This window comes from Streptomyces griseus subsp. griseus, from assembly GCF_003610995.1.
Classification (GTDB): Bacteria; Actinomycetota; Actinomycetes; order Streptomycetales; family Streptomycetaceae; genus Streptomyces.
Genome location: NZ_CP032543.1, coordinates 1,820,876 through 1,839,166, shown reverse-complemented (window position 1 = coordinate 1,839,166; position 18,291 = coordinate 1,820,876). Strand labels below are relative to the sequence as shown.

General features: G+C 72.5%; 16 protein-coding genes and 1 pseudogene. 8 read left to right on the top strand and 9 right to left on the bottom strand.

Translation table 11 applies throughout. From position 1 onward, the window contains the following. Nucleotides 1–37: 37 nt before the first annotated feature. The gene (locus tag D6270_RS08480) at nt 38–1,033 is read right to left on the bottom strand and encodes a Gfo/Idh/MocA family protein (protein WP_109165975.1); all 996 of its coding nucleotides are present in this window, start codon (nt 1,031–1,033) and stop codon (nt 38–40) included. An 89-nt stretch (nt 1,034–1,122) separates the two neighbouring features. On the opposite strand from D6270_RS08480, the gene D6270_RS08475 reads away from it, so the two are divergent. Next, a complete protein-coding gene (locus tag D6270_RS08475; RefSeq protein WP_109165976.1) occupies nt 1,123–2,538 on the top strand; it encodes a multidrug effflux MFS transporter in 1,416 nt (471 codons plus the stop codon). Between the two features lie 71 nt (nt 2,539–2,609). Here the strand turns inward: D6270_RS08475 and D6270_RS08470 are convergent, their stop codons facing one another. Continuing rightward, nucleotides 2,610–3,929, bottom strand: coding sequence for a hypothetical protein (locus D6270_RS08470; RefSeq protein ID WP_109165977.1), 1,320 nt, complete (start codon nt 3,927–3,929; stop codon nt 2,610–2,612). Between the two features lie 256 nt (nt 3,930–4,185). Here D6270_RS08470 and D6270_RS08465 point away from each other — a divergent pair, with 256 nt between their 5' ends. Continuing rightward, nucleotides 4,186–5,184: a small ribosomal subunit Rsm22 family protein gene (locus tag D6270_RS08465; protein WP_109165978.1), complete on the top strand. Its 999-nt coding sequence runs from the start codon at nt 4,186–4,188 to the stop codon at nt 5,182–5,184. On the opposite strand, the gene ddaH is transcribed toward D6270_RS08465, so the two are convergent. Then, nucleotides 5,181–6,041: a dimethylargininase gene (ddaH, locus tag D6270_RS08460; RefSeq protein WP_337192327.1), complete on the bottom strand. Its 861-nt coding sequence runs from the start codon at nt 6,039–6,041 to the stop codon at nt 5,181–5,183. The genes D6270_RS08465 and ddaH overlap by 4 nt on opposite strands. 167 nt (nt 6,042–6,208) lie before the next feature. Between ddaH and D6270_RS08455 the strand changes: the two genes are divergently transcribed. Together D6270_RS08455 and D6270_RS08450 are read left to right on the top strand one after the other, a co-directional pair. Beyond that, nucleotides 6,209–6,838: a TetR/AcrR family transcriptional regulator gene (locus D6270_RS08455; protein ID WP_109165980.1), complete on the top strand. Its 630-nt coding sequence runs from the start codon at nt 6,209–6,211 to the stop codon at nt 6,836–6,838. 152 nt (nt 6,839–6,990) lie between these two features. Further along, nucleotides 6,991–7,737: a bifunctional DNA primase/polymerase gene (locus D6270_RS08450; protein ID WP_109165981.1), complete on the top strand. Its 747-nt coding sequence runs from the start codon at nt 6,991–6,993 to the stop codon at nt 7,735–7,737. A 58-nt stretch (nt 7,738–7,795) separates the two neighbouring features. Here the strand turns inward: D6270_RS08450 and D6270_RS08445 are convergent, their stop codons facing one another. From D6270_RS08445 to D6270_RS08430, 4 genes and pseudogenes are all read right to left on the bottom strand, one after another. After that, nucleotides 7,796–8,785, bottom strand: a complete 990-nt coding sequence (locus D6270_RS08445) for an SCO2278 family lipoprotein (RefSeq protein ID WP_225976792.1) — start codon at nt 8,783–8,785, stop codon at nt 7,796–7,798. A 155-nt stretch (nt 8,786–8,940) separates the two neighbouring features. Further along, on the bottom strand, nt 8,941–9,777 hold the full coding sequence (locus tag D6270_RS08440) for a heme ABC transporter ATP-binding protein (protein WP_109165983.1): 837 nt from the start codon (nt 9,775–9,777) through the stop codon (nt 8,941–8,943). Next, nucleotides 9,774–10,834: pseudogene (locus D6270_RS08435) on the bottom strand (FecCD family ABC transporter permease). The gene D6270_RS08440 and the pseudogene D6270_RS08435 overlap by 4 nt, the downstream one beginning before the upstream one ends. 56 nt (nt 10,835–10,890) lie before the next feature. Continuing rightward, nucleotides 10,891–11,967, bottom strand: coding sequence for a heme/hemin ABC transporter substrate-binding protein (locus D6270_RS08430; RefSeq protein WP_109165985.1), 1,077 nt, complete (start codon nt 11,965–11,967; stop codon nt 10,891–10,893). A gap of 173 nt (nt 11,968–12,140) precedes the next feature. On the opposite strand from D6270_RS08430, the gene D6270_RS08425 reads away from it, so the two are divergent. The 3 genes from D6270_RS08425 (at nt 12,141) to D6270_RS08415 (ending at nt 16,198) form a co-directional block, all read left to right on the top strand. Beyond that, nucleotides 12,141–13,607 (top strand): HtaA domain-containing protein, encoded by a 1,467-nt coding sequence (locus D6270_RS08425; protein ID WP_109165986.1) that lies wholly within the window; start codon nt 12,141–12,143, stop codon nt 13,605–13,607. Between the two features lie 85 nt (nt 13,608–13,692). Then, nucleotides 13,693–15,378 (top strand): HtaA domain-containing protein, encoded by a 1,686-nt coding sequence (locus D6270_RS08420; protein ID WP_109165987.1) that lies wholly within the window; start codon nt 13,693–13,695, stop codon nt 15,376–15,378. Nucleotides 15,379–15,484: 106 nt separating this feature from the next. Then, nucleotides 15,485–16,198, top strand: coding sequence for a PhzF family phenazine biosynthesis protein (locus D6270_RS08415; protein WP_109165988.1), 714 nt, complete (start codon nt 15,485–15,487; stop codon nt 16,196–16,198). Here the strand turns inward: D6270_RS08415 and D6270_RS08410 are convergent. Together D6270_RS08410 and map are read right to left on the bottom strand one after the other, a co-directional pair. Then, entirely contained in the window at nt 16,188–16,853 is a 666-nt protein-coding gene (locus tag D6270_RS08410) for a biliverdin-producing heme oxygenase (RefSeq protein WP_109165989.1), read from the bottom strand. The two genes, D6270_RS08415 and D6270_RS08410, sit on opposite strands and share 11 nt — an antisense overlap. A 205-nt stretch (nt 16,854–17,058) precedes the next feature. Beyond that, nucleotides 17,059–17,916 (bottom strand): type I methionyl aminopeptidase, encoded by an 858-nt coding sequence (gene map, locus D6270_RS08405; RefSeq protein ID WP_109165990.1) that lies wholly within the window; start codon nt 17,914–17,916, stop codon nt 17,059–17,061. Nucleotides 17,917–17,974: 58 nt separating this feature from the next. Between map and D6270_RS08400 the strand changes: the two genes are divergently transcribed. After that, nucleotides 17,975–18,229 carry a hypothetical protein gene (locus D6270_RS08400; protein ID WP_109165991.1) on the top strand — a complete coding sequence of 85 codons (255 nt, stop codon included), beginning with the start codon at nt 17,975–17,977 and terminating at the stop codon, nt 18,227–18,229. Nucleotides 18,230–18,291: the final 62 nt, after the last annotated feature.

The following is an 18,291-nucleotide window of genomic DNA, read 5'->3' as shown; positions in this document are numbered from 1 at the left end:
GTCCGGCGGATCCTCGCCGGACAGGCCCCGGGCGGACTCAGCGGTCCGCCGGGTAGCGGACGCCGATGCGGTCCCGTACCGCGTCGAGCGTCCGCATCACCGCGAGCGTGCCCTCCAGCGGTACGAGCGGGGACTCCGTCTCACCCGCCAGCACCGCGCGCGCCACCTCGGCAGCCTCGTACTGCATGCCCGACAGGCCCTGCGGACCGGGCCCCGAGGTGACCGTCTCCGGTTCCCTGCCCGGGCGGTGCAGCACGAAGTGGTCCGGGTGGAAGAAGTCGCGCGGCAGGTCGATCCGGCCCTCCGTGCCGATGACGGTGGCCGCCGTCGGGTGGTGGCCGACGATGGAGCAGGAGAGCAGCGCCGTCGCGCCCGATTCCCAGCCCAGCAGCATCCCCGTGTTCAGGTCGACGCCCTCGGGCGAGAGCAGCGCGCCGGCCTGGATCCGGTCCGGCTCGCCCAGCAGCAGGTGGGCGAAGGAGACCGGGTAGACACCGAGGTCCAGCAGCGCGCCGCCGCCGAGGTCCGGGTCGCGCAGCCGGTGGCCGGGGGCGAAGTCGCCAGCGAAGCCGAAGTCCGCCTGTACGGTACGGATCTCGCCGATCGCCCCGTCCCGCACCAGCTCGGTCAGCCGGCGGACCACCGGGTTGAGGTAGGTCCACATCGCCTCCATCAGGAAGAGGTTGTGGTCCCGGGCGAGCGCCACCAGCTCCATCGCCTCCCGGCTGTTGAGCGTGAACGCCTTCTCGCACAGCACATGCTTCCCGGCCTTCAGCGCGAGCGCGGTCGCCGCGTGGTGCGCCGAGTGCGGGGTGGCCACGTACACCACGTCCACCGCGTCGTCGGCGACCAGCTCCGCCCAGCTCCCGTAGGCCCGGGCGATCCCGTGGCGCTCGGCGAAGGCCCGCGCCGAGGCCTCCGTACGCGAGGCGACGGCCACCACCTCGGCGTCCGGCAGCGCCTGTACGTCCGCCGTGAAGGTCGCGGCTATGCCGCCCGTCGCCAGAACACCCCAGCGCACCGTCTCGCCCATGCCCGTGCCACCGCCGTAACAGAAGAGGTATCGACCACTCCGGCCGAGCTGAGAGCATAGATGTGGATTCAACGATGTGGAGACGAGAAATGCCGGACAGCGGCGGCAGCCGGGCCCAGCGAGAACACATACCCACCTCCGGGACCGGTCCCGGAACCGACAGCGCGCCGCTCACCCCGCACGGGGACGCCGGCGCCCTCTCCGTCGACCCGGGCGCCCCGCAGGTCACCGCCCCCGCCGGTCTTCCGGCGGCCCCGGAGGCGGGCGGCCTCACCGCCCCCGCCGTCAAGGCGGCCCGGCGCACCGGGTTCCTGGTCACCATGGTCCTCGGCGGGCTCACCGCCCTGCCGCCGCTCTCCATGGACATGTACCTCCCGGCGCTCCCCGCCGTCACCGACTCCCTCGCCGCCCCCGCCGCCACCATCCAGCTGACGCTGACCGCGTGCCTGGCCGGGATGGCGCTCGGCCAGCTCGTCGTCGGACCGATGAGCGACCGGTGGGGCCGCCGCAGGCCGCTGCTGCTCGGCATGGTCGTCTATGTCATCGCCACCGCGATCTGCGCGCTCGCCCCCTCCGCCGAACTCCTCATCGGCTTCCGGCTCCTCCAGGGGCTCGCGGGCGCCGCGGGCATCGTGATCGCCCGGGCGGTGGTGCGCGACCTCTACGACGGCGTGGAGATGGCCCGGTTCTTCTCCACCCTGATGCTGATCTCCGGCGTCGCCCCGATCATCGCCCCGCTGATCGGCGGGCAGGTGATGCGCTTCACCGACTGGCGCGGCATCTTCGTCGTCCTGACCGGCGTCGGCATCGTGCTCACCCTCGTCGTATGGAAGTGGCTGCACGAGACCCTGCCGCCCGGCAGCCGCCACACCGGCGGGGTCGGCGAGGCCCTGCGCACGATGCGCGCGCTGCTCGCGGACCGGGTCTTCACCGGCTACATGATCACCGGCGGGCTCGCCTTCGCCGTCCTGTTCGCGTACATCTCCGCCTCCCCCTTCGTCGTGCAGGAGATCTACGGGGCCTCCCCGCAGACCTTCAGCCTGCTCTTCGGCCTCAACTCGATCGGCCTGATCGCCGTCGGCCAGATCAACGGCAAGCTGCTGGTGGGCCGGATCAGCCTGGACAAGGTGCTCGGCTTCGGCCTCGCCGTCATCGTGCTGGCGGCGGTGGCGCTGCTGCTCATGACCACGGGCGTGTTCGGCGAGGTGGGGCTCCTCCCCGTCGCGGCCGGGCTCTTCGTGCTGATGTCGGCGATGGGTGTCGCCATGCCCAACACCAACGCCCAGGCCCTGATGCGCACCAAGCACGCGGCGGGCTCGGCCTCCGCGCTGCTCGGCACGTCCTCGTTCCTGATCGGGGCGATCGCCTCGCCGCTGGTCGGCATCGCGGGCGAGGACACGGCCGTCCCGATGGCGGTCGTGCAGGTGGTGTGCGCGGTGGCGGCGGTGGGCTGCTTCCTGGGGCTGTGCCGGCCGTGGCAGCGGGCGGGCCAGGGCACTCTCTAGGCCCGCCCCGGGCCCGGGCGCTCTCCGGATCCGGCGCAGGGACAGGCCACGCCCCACGCCCGGCCCGGGGTTCAGTCGGTGCGCGGGTACCCGATCAGATGCGTCCGCTCCTGCCGGTCCGTCCAGCGGAACACCCCGACCCCGGTCGTCTCCATCCCCGGCAGCCGGGCGTTGCGCGACAGCTGCTCGGTCGTCCAGTTCGCGAGGTCCACCGCGACCGGCAGCCCGCCCCCGGAGAGCACCTCCGGGGCGTCGCGCGCGTTCTCGGCCCCGTACGCGATGCCGTCGTCCGTCACCGTGGCCAGCGTCAGATGGCTGGAGCCGTCCGCCGCCTCGAAGCAGTGGCCCTGGCCCGTCGCCAGGTCGAAGGCCAGGTTCCCGGCGATCAGGTGGTCGCCCGAGGGGGAGAGGACCGCCTGCGGGTAGCGCCCCGGCTTTATGGCGGGCCGATGGCACTCCACCGAGACCAGCGGCTTGCCGGTCGCCGCGTCGTGCACCGTCCACAGCTCATGGGTGGCCGCCCGCTCGGCCTTCTTCCCCAGGGCCCACTTCGCCAGCACCCGGTCCGCCGTCACCGACGTCACCACACCGCTGCCCTTGTCGGTGCCCTTGGGCGCCACGTTCCGGCTGAACCAGCCGCCACGCACCCAGAACTCCCGCGCCCCGCCGACGAGGAGCCCCGCCGCCGTCTGCCCGTACACCTCGGTGAGCTGCTTGCAGGCCGGGCAGCGCCTGGGGTACTTCAGCTCGTCCGCGCTCAGTTCGGAGACCGTGCCCGTGACCGGGTCGACCAGCGTGCTGTTGGCCTTGCCGTCGCTGATCACGATCTCCGGGCCGCTCGTGATGACGTTCGGGGCGCCGGACCAGGGCACCTCGACGCGGTGCCGGGAGCCGTCCGTCACGTCGTACACGTCGAGGGAGACGAAGGTGGAGGCCGGGGTCATCCCGTCGCCGACCTTCCCGTACGACCAGGTCACGAAGAACTGCCGGTCGTCGGCGGTGACCGTGGCGAGCCTCGGGTAGTGCAGCGGGTCCGGCGGCCGCCAGGCCTGGCCGCGCCAGCCCAGCTTCCCGGTGGCGGTGTCGACGGTGCGCAGCCGGTAGCGGTCGCTGTTCAGCCGCTCCAGGTAGGCCAGCCTGCCCGTCGCGTGGGAGACGGCGACCTCGGGGGAGGAGCCGATGATCTCCCAGCCCCGGTCGGTGGTGTACTCCGGCGGGACGGTGAGCCGGGTCACCGCCCCCGCACTCGGCATCACCCGCTTCGCGGGGGTGGGGGAGGCGCCCTTGCCGCTCGGGCTGTCCGGGCTGCCGCCGCAGGTCGCCAGGAGGAGGAGCAGGGCGAGGAAGAGCACCCCGCCGACCAGGGCCAGCCGCACGACCTTCTGTCTCATGGCTCCCCCGGTGGACCGAACCTGATCTTGTGCCTCGCGAGGCGCACGCGCGCGCCTGGTATCCGTGCGCCGCGTACCCCGCGCCTCGTGCCGATCTCGCGCGGGTCAGCGTAGCAACCGGCCCCTGACGGCGTGGAGTTCGCGGAAAACCTGTTCCGAACCGGTGACGCGGACCTCACCGCGGGGACCCCGTACCCGCTCCGGCCCCGGCCAAGCGGAATGCGGCCGCGGGCCCCCCTCCGCCTACAATTCGGCGGTGAACGCCACCCTCCCCACCGCCCAGTCCCTGCGCGCGGCACTGGCCGGTCTCCTCGACGGGCTGCCGCCGAAGCAGGCCACGCAGGCCGTCGACCGGCTGATCGCCAGCTACCGCGGGGAGACCCCGACGAACGCCCCGATCCTGCGCGACCGCTCCGACGTCGTCGCGTACGCCGCGTACCGGATGCCCGCCACCTTCGAGGCCGTACGCTCCGCCCTCGACGCCCTTGTGGAAGCCGCGCCGGAGTGGGCGCCCGCCACCCACACCGACGTCGGCGGCGGCACGGGCGCGGCGAGCTGGGCGGTGGCCGGGGCCTGGGAGGGGGCGGCGACGACCGTCCTGGACTGGGCCGAGCCCGCCCTCGCGCTGGGCCGCGAACTGGCCGAGGCGTCCGGGGTGCCGGGGCTGCGGGCGGCGCGCTGGGAGCGGGCCCGGATCGGTGCGGCGCTGGAGCTGGCCCCGGCGGACCTGGTCACCGTCAGCTACGTACTCAAGGAGCTGACCGAGCAGGCCAGGACCGAGCTGGTCGACGCGGCCGCCGGGGCCGGGCAGGCCGTCGTCATCGTGGAGCCGGGCACCCCCGACGGCTACGCGCGGATCATCGAGGCCCGGGACCGGCTGATCGCCGCCGGACTGAGCATCGCCGCCCCCTGCCCGCACGACGGTGCCTGCCCGATCGCCCCCGGCACCGACTGGTGCCACTTCTCGGCCCGGGTCAGCCGCTCCTCGCTGCACCGCCAGGTCAAGGGCGGCTCGCTCAGCCACGAGGACGAGAAGTTCAGTTACGTCGTCGCCACCCGCTTCCCCGCCACCCCGGCGCCCGCCCGGATCACCCGCAGGCCCCAGATCCGCAAGGGCCAGGTGCTGCTGGAGCTCTGCACCCGCGACGAGGGCCTGTCCCGCTCCACGGTCACCAAGCGCCACGGCGAGCTGTACCGGGCGGCCAGGGACGTCGCCTGGGGCGCCCCCTGGCCGCCGGAGGGCAGGGAGGGCTAACCCCGCAGCTCCTGGGTGCAGCACTTCACGCTGCCGCCGCCCTTGAGCAGCTCGTCCAGGTCCATCGGGACCGGCTCGAAGCCCCGGTCCCGCAGGGGGGCGAGGAGCCCCGTCGCCGCCTGGGGCAGCAGCACATGGCGGCCGTCGCTCACCGAGTTGAGGCCGAACGCCGCCGCGTCCGCCTCCCGGGCCAGCAGCGCGTCCGGGAAGAGCCGGCGGAGCACGGCCCGGCTGCCGGGGGAGAAGGCGTCCGGGTAGTACATGATCTCGTCGGCCGCCGCGTCCAGCACGCACAGCGCCGTGTCCAGGTGGTAGTAGCGCGGGTCCACCAGGTCCAGGCCGATGACCGGCAGCCCGAAGAACTCCTGGGCCTCGTCGTGCGAGAGCGGGCTGGAGCGGAAGCCGCGGCCGGCCAGGAGGTAGGAGGCCGTGACCGCGAAGTCGCCCTCGCCCTCGTTGACGTGGTCCGGCTCCCGGATGTCGGTGAAGCCGTGTCCCCGGAACCACTCGCGGTGGGCCTCGGCCTCCTCGAACCGCTCCCGGTAGGCGAACAGGGCGCCGAGCACCCGTCCGCCGATCACCGTGGCGCCGTTGGCCGCGAAGACCATGTCCGGCAGGTCCGGGCGGGGCGTGAGCAGTTCCACGGTGTGGCCGAGGGCGCGGTAGCGGTCGCGCAGGTCCTCCCACTGGGTCTGGGCCAGCGGCAGGTCGACGGGTTTGGACGGGTCCATCCACGGGTTGATGGAGTAGGTGACCCGGAAGTGCGCCGGGGCGCACATCAGGTAGCGACGAGGGGTGGCGTCACGGTTCAACTGGGGCTCCTCGCGAACGGCGGCCGGGCCGCGGAACGGTGGGATGCGCACGGTCTGTGCGTGAGCCCATGGTGCGCCGTGCGGGCGAGATCCGCAGTGGACCGATCGGGTGGTTCACCGGATCCTCCTCCTGTGGATGCCGGGGGGCCGCTCAGGCAGGGATCCGGACAAGACGATACGTATCGGCTTGTCCGGCGCGTTAGATTGGCCGCATGGCACCCCACAAGGCCCCCGACTCCAGCCGCCGCAGCGACCGCTCCCGCCGGGCCATCTACGACGCGGCCCTCGCCCTCGTCGGCGAGAGCGGCTACCGGCGTACGACGATCGAGGGTATCGCCGCCCGCGCCGGGGTCGGCAAGCAGACGATCTACCGCTGGTGGCCCTCGAAGGCGGCCGTCCTGATGGAGGCCTTCCTGGACCTGGCCGCCCGGGCCGCCGAGGAGGCCGCCCCGGCGGGAGGCGCGGCCCAGTACGGCATCCCCGACACCGGTGACCTGGCAGCCGACCTCAAGCTCGTTCTGCGCGCCACCGTCGACGAGCTCAACGACCCCCTGCTGGAGGCCCCCACCCGGGCGCTGACCGCCGAGGGCATCGTCGACGCGAAGCTGGGCGCCGAATTCGTCGAGAAGCTGCTGGACCCGCAGCTCGCGTTGTATGTCACACGGCTGGAGGCCGCCCGGGAGGCCGGGCAGCTCCGGCCCGACGCCGATCCGCGGATCGCCCTGGAGCTCCTGATCGCGCCACTCACCCACCGCTGGCTGCTGCGGACCCTCCCGCTCACCCATGCGTACGCCGACGCGATCGTCGACCACGCCCTCGGCGGGCTGACTCCGCGACCTTGATCCTTATCCGTTATGTGATGACATCGGGCGTGATGGTGCTCACTCGGCGCGGCGGTACACGGCCCCGCTGGTGAACTCTGGCCACCCGAACCGCAGGATGGTGCGACGATGGACAGGCAACGCTGAGGTGAAATGCTGAGGTGAGGGGATAGATGGGCGCCGATTCCGGCCGTTTCCGCGGCACAGAGAGCAAGATCTCCCAGTGGCTGCGGCGCCGTCCCAAATCACCGGGGGCCGAAGCCGACGGCACGGCCCGGGTGGAGCTGCTCCTGGCGGTCGCCGACGCGGGCATGCCCATCGCCCCCGCCGCCCACCCCCTCGGCTACCGATGTTCGTGCGAACGTATCGGTTGTCCCACCCCCGCCCGGCACCCCATCTCCTTCGCCTGGCAGACGCAGTCGACCACCGACCGCGCCCAGATCGAGCGCTGGGCCCGCAGCCAGCCCCTGGCCAACTTCATCACCGCGACCGGACTGATCCACGACGTGCTGGACGTCCCGCTCACCGCAGGCCGCGGCGCCCTGGAGCGTCTTCTCGCGGCGGACATCGACGTCGGCCCGGTCGCCCAGTCCGGCGAGGACCGGATGCTCTTCTTCACCGCCACCCGGGGCACCCCCGAGGACGAGGACGAGTGGTGGCCCTGCGAGCTGGACTGCCACCCCGAGACCATGGACGCCCACCCGGGCCTGCGCTGGCACTGCCGCGGCAGCTACGTACTCCTGCCGCCGGCCCGGCTCCCCGGTGAACTCGACGTCCACTGGGTGCGCGGCCCCGAGCACGAGCTGCCCGACCCGCTGACGCTGCTGGAGACGCTCACCGAGGCCTGCGCGCGGTACGCGGGCAGCGCCGAGCAGAGCGAGCTGGACCACGACTCGATCGCGTGGCCGTTGAGCCGCTGAGGTTGCGGGGTGGGGCGCGGGGCCCCAGGGCGGCGGGGCCGCTACGGGCGCGAGGCCGCTACTCGCCCTTCGCCGCCACCAGACCCGGCAGCCGGTTCAGCAGCCGCACCCGGCCGGCGGAGGCCGCGGCGCCCTCCCCACGGGCGGGTACGTGGACCAGCTGGCTGGAGATCCGCTCCTTGGTGAGGCTGTTGGTGACCTCGCCGGTCATCAGCGCCTTCACATCCGCGTTGACCTCCGGCTTCAGCCCCTGGGCCGTGACCTGCCGCTCGAAGTGCCTGCTGCTGAAGAAGACCAGCGCCCCGCCGTCCTCGGTGCGCAGCCCGAGCGGCCCGAACGCGCCGCCGGACAGCGGCTGGTCGACGTACTGGAAGGAGAAGCCGGGCCGCCGGGTGGTGCGGCGCGTCTCGCGCCACCCCGAGGTCGCCGTGCCCGGGGCGAACACATCCGGGGTGCCCCGCTGGAGGTACTGGGTGTACGCGGTGCTCAAGTCGGCCGGGGAAACGGTCAGTTCACCGCTCTGCGGTTCGACCGGGCTGGCGAACCCGTCCTTGTCCCGGGTGAACTCCGGCACCTGGGAGACCGGGAGGACCGCGAGATAGGACGCCTTCCACAGCGCGTCGGGGCCGCTCCGTACGAACGCCACCAGCCAGCGGTTGTCCAGCTTCCCGCCGTCCTGGTCCCGGTTGGAGTCGGTGTCCGCCAGGAACCAGCGCGGCCAGCCCGCCTTCTTCGGGATGATGTAGGTGGCGTCCGTCAACTCCAGCGGCTTGTGCGCCTTGTTGCCGTCCGGGCTGTACGTCTGCCGCGCCTTCAGCCCGGCCTGGTTGATCGCGCCGAGCGACCCCGCCACCCGGTCCGCGTCCAGCGCCGGATCGTAGGCCTTGTCCGCCGCGTTGTAGGCGTCGGTGAAGTCCTTCAGCGCCTGGGCGGCCTCGGACTCCGTCGCTCCCGGCAGCACGTGCAGCTCACCGTGGACCGTCACACAGCCGCTCGCCGTCACGCACAGCACCGTCGCCGTCGCGAGCGCCGCCGTCGGCCGACTCATCCCAGGGACTCTCGTCATCCGTTGCTTCTGCGCCTTCCGCATCCGTCGCCCGCACTGACCGTCGAAACCCTACCGGGGCGCCGAACTCCGCGCGGGCACGGACCGGATACGGCGTCCACACCGTGATCCGGCGCCGCGGGGGCCGGGATCGGGGCTCAGTGGCGTACGGGAACGACCAGCGGGGCCCCCGTACGCGGATGCGGGAACACCTCCACCGGCTGCCGGTACACCTCGCCCAGCAGCTCCCCGTCGAAGATCTCCCGGGGCGGGCCCACCACCGCGATCCGCCCGTCGTGGAGCACGGCCACCCGGTCCGCGTACGCCGCCGCCAGACCCAGATCGTGCAGGACCACCACCACCGCGTCCCCGGCGGCGGCCCGCTCCCGGCAGATCCGCAGCACCAGCTCCTGGTGGCGCAGGTCCAGGGCGGCCGTCGGCTCGTCCAGCAGCATCAGCGGGGCCCGCTGCGCCAGCACCCGGGCCAGCGCCACCCGGGCCCGCTCGCCGCCGGACAGCTCGGAGAAGGGGCGGGCGGCGAACCGGGTCACCTCGGTGGCCGCCATCGCCGCCGCCACCGCCGTGTCGTCCTCGTCCTCCAGCTCCGTACCGGCCCAGGGCGCCCGCCCCATCCGGACGACGTCCTCCACCGGGAACGGGAAGGAGAGCACGGCGGACTGCGGCAGCACCGAGCGGCGCAGGGCCAGTTCGGGCGCGGTCCAGGCGGTGGCCGGACGGCCGCCGATCAGCACGTCGCCGCTGCCGGGGGCCAGATCGGCGGCGAGCGCGGCCAGGAGCGTCGACTTGCCGGCCCCGTTGGGCCCGACGAGCGCCACCACCTCGCCCGCGTGGGCGGTCAGATCGACGGAGTCCAGCACCTGCCGCCCGCCCAGCCGGACCGAGAGCCCGACGGCCTCGACGGCGGGGGAGCCGGGGGCGGCGGGCGAGGGCAGCTCCCGGGTGCGTACGGCGAACAGCTCTCTCAGCGTCCTCATGCCCAACCACCTTGCTTACGACGGGTCCTGCGCAGCAGCCAGAAGAAGAACGGGCTGCCGAAGAGCGCGGTGAGCACCCCGAGCGGCAGCTCGGCGGGGGCGGCCACGGTCCGGGCCGCGAGGTCGCCCGCCACCAGCACCAGGGCGCCGCCGAGGGCGCTCCCGGGAAGAGGAAGCGGTGGCCGGGGCCGTTCGCCATCCGCAGCAGATGCGGCACGAGCAGCCCGACGAACGAGATGATCCCGGCGACCGCGACGGCGGCGGCCGTCAGCAGCGCCACGACCAGGACCAGCGTGATCCGCAGCCGCTCCACATCCACGCCCAGGTGGCGGGCGGGGCGTTCACCGAGGGCCAGCAGGTCCAGCTTGCGGGCGTAGAACGGGGCGATGAGCAGTCCGGCCAGCGCGCACGGCAGCACGGCCAGCACCTTGGGCCAGGTCGCCTGGGAGAGCGAACCGAGCTGCCAGAAGGTGATCTGGGTGATCTGCGCGTTGTCCGCGAAGAAGATGAACAGCCCGATCAGCGCACCCGCGAAGGCGTTGACGGCGATACCGGTGAGGATCAGCGTCACCACCTCGGTCCGGCCGCCTGAGCGCGAGAGCGTATAGACGAGCAGCACGGTGGCGAGACCGGCGATGAACGCGAAGACGGTGATCGTCCAGTTGCCGAAGAACGTCAGCCCCAGCGCGATCGAGGCGACCGCGCCCACCGCCGCGCCCGCCGAGATCCCGATGACGCCGGGCTCGGCCAGCGGGTTGCCGAACACCCCCTGCATCAGGGCGCCCGCGCAGCCGAGCGAGGCGCCGACGAGGAGCGCGAGGACGACGCGGGGGAGCCGGACGTTCCACAGGACGCTCTCGCCGACCCGGTCCAGCGGCTGACCGCCGAGCCCGGTCCGGTGCTGGAGCGAGCCGAGCACGTCCCCGATGGGGATGGAGTACGCGCCGATCGCGGCGGAGAGCAGACAGCCGGCGAGCAGGGCGATCGAGAGCCCCACGGTGAGCACGAACGCCTTGCTGCGGGGGGACTTGGGGGCGGCGGCCTTCGGATCGGCCACACCGGAGGGGGCCTCTTCGGAGAGCGGCTCCCCGGTGCGTTCCTCGTACGACGTCGTCACCGGCCCTTGCCACCCTCCGGGTACAGCTGCTCCACGATCTCGGCGAGCACCCGGTCGGTGCGCGGGCCGTAGTTCAGCAGCACGCCGTCGTCGACCGAGACGACCCGGCGGTCCATCCCGGCGGGTGTCTCCGCGATGCCGGGGATCTTCACCAGCCCGTCCAGGCCGCCCACCGAGTCGAGCCCCTTGCTCATCAGCAGGATCGCGTCGGGCGCGGCCTTGGCGAGCGCCTCGCTGGTGATGGCGGTGAAGTCCTTGTTCAGTCCGGACGCCTTGCCGGCGTCGACCGCGCCCGCCGCCTCCAGCAGCGAACTCGCCCCGGACTCCGCGCCGCCCAGCAGATAGACGGAGGCCGAACCGCGCAGATAGAGGAAGGCCACCCGGGGCTTCTCGCCGTCCGCGTGGTCCGGGATGGTCTTCTGCACGGCCGCGATACGCGACTCGGTGCGCTTCTTCAGCTCGGTGCCGGCGGCCGGTACGCCGAGCGCCTCGGCGACCGTGTCGATCCGGCGGCCGACATCGGCGAGCCCCTTGGCGGGCTCCACGACGACCAGCGGGATGCCCGCGTCGCGGATCTGGTCGATCGCTTCGCCCGGCCCGGTGGTGGTGTCGGCGAGGACGACGGTCGGCTTCAACGAGAGGACGCTCTCCGCCGAGACGTCGTGGGCGCGCGTCACCACCGGGAGGTTCGTGGCCTGTTCGAAGGTGGCGGTGATGTCCCGGGCGACGACCTGCTTCCCGAAGCCGAGGGTGAAGACGATCTCGCTGAGCGATCCGGTCAGCGGCACGATCCGGTCGGTGGAGGCGACCGTGACCTTCCTGCCGTCCGCCGAGTCCACCGTCACCGGCAGCTTCGGGGCGGGCGCGGCGGCCAGCGGCTCCACCCGGTCCGCGTCGGCGGAGCCCTTGGCGGGCGTCGACGCGGAATCCTCGCCTCCGCCGCAGCCCGTCAGGAGCAGGGCGAGGGCCATCGCGGCAGTGAGGGCGGCGCCGGCCCGGCCGCGGACCGGCCGACGGCCGAAGGCCCGCCCGGTGTCCGGGCCCTGAGGGGCGAGGTCCTGTGTGATGCGCACGGGGCACCGTCCTGTCGTTCTGCGGAGTGCGATGGGTGGTGAGGGGTGGGGGGCGGTTGGTTCGGATGTGACGAATGTGTCAGTTGTGTGGAGGTGACGGAGGGGTTCCGGCGGGGGTTGCGAATACCTTAGGTTAGCCTTACCTGCACATCCAGCCCTCGGAGGGGTCCCTCATGCTGTCGTCCCGATCCGCCCGCGCGCTCGCCGTCGCGCTCCTCGCGGTGCTGCTGGGGGCCATGCTCCCCGCCGCCACCGCGCAAGCGGCCAGCCGCACGGTGCAGGGCGGACGGCTGGACTGGGGCATCAAGTCCTCCTTCCAGAGCTACGTCACCGGCCCCATCGCCCAGGGCAGTTGGAGCCTGACCGGCGGCGCCGCCACGGTCGGCGGCAGCCAGTTCCGCTTCCACTCCGCCAGCGGCTCCTACGACCCGGCGACCGGCGCCTTCAGCTCCGGCTTCTCCGGCGGGGTGCACTTCACCGGCCACAGGAAGGCCGACGGAACCAACGAGCTGGACCTCGTCATCAGCCGCCCCACCGTCAGGATCGACGGCGGCAGCGGCACGCTCTTCGCCGACATGGTCAGCAAGGAGCGGGGGACCGGCAAGGTCACCAACCGCTCCCAGGTGCCGCTCGCCACGCTCGGCCTCGGCGGGATCGACATGAAGGGCGGCTCCACCCCGATCGCCCTCACCAACGTCCCCACGACGCTGACCGCGCAGGGCGCTTCCGCCTTCGCCGGCTACTACACCGCGGGTACGCCTCTCGACCCGATCAGCCTCTCCGTGGACACCAAGGGAGCCCCGGCCGAGCCGAAGCCGTCCGCGTCCCCGTCCGAGCAGAAGAAGGACGAGGGCGCAGAGCAGGAGAAGGCGAAGAAGAAGGCCGGGCAGGAGAAGGCGGGCCGCTTCGAGGACGCCGCCGTCGACTGGGGTGTCCGCCGCACCTTCCGCGAGTACGTCACCGGCTCCATCGGCCAGGGCAAGTGGACGCTCGCCGACGGCGCCCAGGACGGCGGGGCACTCTTCCGCTTCCCGCAGGGCAAGGGCACGTACGACGCGAAGAAGCAGACGCTGGACGCTGACTTCGGCGGCAGCATCCACTTCACCGGCGCCCACGACCTCGACCTGAAGTTCGCCGGTGTCACGGTCGCCGTGGCCAAGGGCGCGGGGACCCTCTCCGCCGACGTCACGAGCGCGGGCACCACCCGCAAGGACGTCCCCCTGATCACCTTCGCCGCCCGGGACTTCGCGCCCGAGGACGGCATCGCCGTCCTCACCGAGGTGCCCGCCACCCTCACCGAGGACGGGGCCAAGGCCTTCGGCTCCATGTACAGGGCGGGCACGGAGATGGACCCGGTCTCGCTCGCCGTCGCCATTGACCCCAAGGCCCAGCTGCCCGCGCTGCCCGACCTCGGCAGCGAGCCGACGGCCGCGGCCGGGCCCACCGCGAAGCCCTCGGCCGAACCCTCCGCCGAACCGGTCGCCGCCGCCTCCGACTCGGGCCCGGGCGCCGGAACGTACGCCGCGATCGGCGGCGGGGTGCTGCTGCTCGCCGCCGGAACGTTCGTCGCGCTGCGCCGCCGCAGGGCCGCCGGTACCGACGCCGCCGCCACGGGCTCCGACGCCCCCCAGACCTCCTGACACCCCCCCATGGGCGCCTTACGGTTCCTCATCCCCTCCCCCCACACCTCCCTTCCTCCCCCGTCGTCCTAGGAGACCCACCGACATGGCAGCAACGCGCCGCCCCATAGCCCTGGCAGCAGCCGTCGCCACGGCCGCCGCCCTGGGCGCGACCTTCGCCCTCCCGGCCTTCGCGTCCGACAGCGCCCCCGCGGGCCGTGCGGCCGCGGCCGACGCCCCGGCACCGATCGCGTTGGAGTCGGGCACCCTCGACTGGGGTGTCCGGGCGTCCTTCCGCGCGATGATCGACCGCATGGGCGGCACGGCCACCCTCGCCGACGGCGCCACCAAGAACGCGGACGGCACGTACAAGTTCCCCCTGGTCAAGGGTGAGTACGACCTCGGCACCCACAGCGTCACCACCGGCTTCAAGGGCAGCGTCCACTACGAGGCCCACGGCGGCGTCCTCGACATCAAGCTGGCCGACTTCAAGGTCGTCACCGCCGGCAGGAGCGGCAAGGTCACCGTCGATGTGACCACCAAGTCCCCGGGCGAGGACGCGGTCGTCAGCGACGACCTGGAGATGGCCGAGCTGGACCTCACCGACGTCGCGCCCTCGAACGGCGCCGCCGGCATGACGTTCGCGGGCATCCCCGCCACCTTCACCAAGGAGGGCGCCGCGGTCTTCGGCTCCGCCTACAAGGAGGGCGATGTCATCGACCCCGCCACCCTGACGGTCAAGCCGGCCACCCCGACCACGCCTCCCACCACGCCGCCGCCCACCCCGCCGGTGACGCCCCCCGTGACCCCGCCGGTCACGCCCCCGGTCGACCCGAAGCCGACCGGGACGGCCGAACCGACCCCCACCGAGACCGCCAAGCCGGCCAGCGGCCCGGTCGTCGACGGCACCCTGGACTGGGGCCTCAAGAAGTCCTTCCGCTCGTACGTCGTCGGCCCGATCGCCCACGGCAAGATCGAGACGAGCGACGGCGCCACCGCCAACGCCGACGGCTACCGCTTCACCAAGGCCACCGGCGCCCTCGACGCCGAGAAGAACACGCTCAACGCCCAGTTCAAGGGCAAGGTGCGCTTCCTCGGCCACGAGACCAGCGGCGAGTACGAGCTGGACCTCTCCCTCGGCAACCTGAAGGTCGACGTCCAGGGCACCTCCGGCAAGCTCCTCGCCGACGTCTCCACCAAGGACCGCGCCTCCGGCAAGGTCAACACCTACACCGGACTGGCCTTCGCCGACCTGAAGGTGCCCGCCGGTGCGCTCGCCGCCAAGGAGGGCGTCGTCACTCTCAAGGGCATCCCGGCGACGCTCACCGAGGACGGCTCCAAGGCCTTCAGCGGCATGTACAAGAAGGGCGAGGAGCTGGACGCGCTGAACGCCGCCGTCTCCCTCGACAAGGACGCCACGCTGCCTCCGGGCGGTTCGACGGAGTACAAGAACTGCGCCGAGGCCGAGGCGGCCGGCGTGACGCCCATCAAGAAGGGCGAACCGGGATACGCGGCCCACCTCGACGGCGACGGCGACGGCATCGCCTGCGAGTCCGGCGAGTCCACCGGCGGCTCGGGCTCCGCGGGCGGCTCCACCGCGGGTGGTTCCACCACCGGCGGCGGCACGGTCGGCGGCTCCGCCACCGGCGGTTCCGCCGGCGGCTCCGGCGCCCTGGCCTCCACCGGTTCCGACGTCCCGACCGGCGCCCTGATCGGCGCCTCCGGCCTCGTCGTGGCGGTCGGTGCCGGTGTCATGGTCGCGGCGCGCCGTCGCCGTGACGCCACCGCCTGATCAACCCCGCACCACCCGCAGGGCCGTACCGGAAGGTACGGCCCTGCGGCCGTCGCCAGCCCCGCTCAACCCCCGCCCCGCCCCCGGGTGATGCTTGAATGCGCACGTGAACCACTACGACGTACCCCGGGGCATCGACGTCCTGCGGGTCTTCTGCGGACCTGACGGCCGCCACGGCAACGCCCTCGGTGTCGTACGCGACGGAAGCAGCCACCCCGACGAGGCCGCCCGGCAGCGGCTGACCCGGCAACTGGGCTTCAGCGAGACCGTGTTCGTCGACGACCCGGAGCGCGGCCGGGTGGACATCCACACCCCCGGGCTGCGGCTGCCGTTCGCCGGGCACCCGCTCGTCGGCGCCGCCTGGCTGCTGGACCTGGAGATCCTGGAACTGGCCGTCGGGGACGTGTTCTGCCGCCAGGACGGGGAGTTCACCTGGATCACCGCACGCCCCGAGTGGGCCCCGCCGCGCATGTTCCAGCAGTACGCCACGGCGGACGAGGTGGAGGCGCTGCCGGGACCGCCGCCCGGAGAGGGCTGGCTCTACGTCTGGGCCTGGGAGGACGAGGCCGCCGGGCGGGTGCGCGCGCGGGCCTTCCCCAGGCGCGGCGAGGGCATCGTCGAGGACGAGGCGACGGGAGCGGCCGCCATGCTGCTCAGCGCACACCTCGGCCGGGCCCTGAACATCACACAAGGACGCGGCTCCCAGATCCTCACAGCACCCGCGCCGGACGGCACGGTGGAGGTGGGGGGCCGCGTCCTGATGGCCGCCCGGGCTGAACCCCGGGCGGCCGCAAGCGATATGACCGTCACTACGCGCTGAGCGGGAACACCTCGCCCAGCTCCCGGAAGACCGCGGTGTTCAGCGCGAAGGCGCGCTTGCACTCCTCGACGATCCGCTGCTTCTCCAGGTCGTCCGCGTTCACCCCGTCCAGCAGCTCGCGGTAACCCCGCTTGAAGGCGGCCGGGTTGGTGATCTCCTCGAAGACGTAGAACCGCACGCCGTCGCCCTTGCGCTCGAAGCCCCAGGTCTTCTCCGCCTTGTCGCGGATGATCTGGCCGCCCGAGAGGTCGCCGAGGTAGCGGGTGTAGTGGTGCGCGATGTAACCGGCGGGCCAGGTGCGCGCGCACTCGGTGACCCGGGCGGCGTACGCGGCGGTCGCCGGCAGCGGCTCCAGGCCCTCGCGCCAGTTCTCCCCGCGCAGGTGCGCCAGGTCGCGCTCCAGCTCGGTGGAGCGCATCAGCTCGGGCTGTATGAAGGGCCCGGCGACCGGGTCGTTCCGCAGGGCCTCCGCGCCCTCCTCCAGCGCCCGGTAGACGAACCACAGCTGCTCGGTGTAGCGCGTGTACGCGTCGACGCCCAGCCGCCCGCCGAGCAGGTCACCCATGAAGGTCGAGGTCTCGGCCTCGGTGTGCTGTTCGTGCGACGCGGTGCGGATGAGCGTCGAGAAGGGAGTGACGGTGGCGGTTGCGTCCAAGGCGGGCCTCCGGGGCCGAGGGGACGGGAAGTCCAGAAACAGACGGAAATATCGGCAGGCGACCGCCGCGACGCTGCGGCGGCGCGTGCCGGCGTGCCGATCCTCCTACTTAGGTTTACCTAAGTCAACTGGTTCCCGACTGCTTGTCGGTAAAAAAATACGCCACAAGGGAGCGGAGGGTCCGGTAACGGAAACTTTGGGGTGATTACGGCAGGGTGAGGATCTCCGCGCCGGTCTCCGTGACCACCAGCGTCTCCTCGAACTGGGCGGTCCGCCTGCGGTCCTTCGTCACCACGGTCCAGCCGTCCTCCCACATGTCGTACTCGTGGGTGCCCAGCGTCAGCATCGGTTCGATGGTGAACGTCATGCCGGGCTGCATCACGGTGGTGGCGTTCGGGCTGTCGTAGTGCGGGATGATCAGGCCGGAGTGGAACGAGGAGTTGATCCCGTGCCCGGTGAAGTCGCGCACGACGCCGTAGCCGAACCGCTTCGCGTACGACTCGATGACCCGGCCGATGACGTTGATCTGCCGCCCCGGCTTGACCGCCTTGACGGCCCGGTTCAGCGACTCCCGGGTCCGCTCCACGAGCAGCCGGGACTCCTCGTCGACGTCGCCGCAGAGGTAGGTGGCGTTGTTGTCGCCGTGCACCCCGTTGATGTACGCGGTGACGTCCAGGTTCACGATGTCCCCGTCGCGCAGCACGGTGGAGTCGGGGATGCCGTGGCAGATGACCTCGTTGAGCGAGCTGCACAGCGACTTGGGGAAGCCGCGGTAGCCGAGGGTGGAGGGGTACGCGCCGTGGTCGATCATGAACTCGTGTGCGACCCGGTCGAGTTCGTCCGTGGTGACGCCCGGGGCGATGTGCTTGGCGGCCTCCTCCATCGCCTGCGCGGCGATGCGGCCGGCGATCCGCATCCGCTCGATGGTGTCGGCGTCCTGGATCTCCGGGCCGGTGTACGGCGTCGGGGCCGGCTTCCCCACGTACTCGGGACGCCGGATGTTTCCGGGTACGGAACGGACGGGAGTGATCTCCCCTGGTACGAGAAGCGACTGGCCAGACATACCAGCGAGTCTAACCAGCGCCCTCGGGGCACCATGGCGATAAGGAAAGGAGCCGACGATGGCCCTGTTCAAGAAGCGCACGGTCGGCAAACCGGGCGAATGGTACTACTGCCTGGAGCACAAGAAGGTCGAGGAGGGCCCGGAGTGCCCTGCCCAGAACCGGTTCGGCCCCTACCCCTCCCGCGAGGCCGCCCAGCACGCGATGGACACGGCCCGCGACCGGAACCTGGAGTGGGACACCGACCCGAAATGGCACGACGAGGACGACTCGTCAAGCCCGTCCGGGGACCGTTCCGGCCCGTCCGGCGATTGAGGACGTCCTTCGGCCTCGCGGGCGCTTGAGGCCGCGCCCTCAGCCCCTCCGGCGTTCGAGGG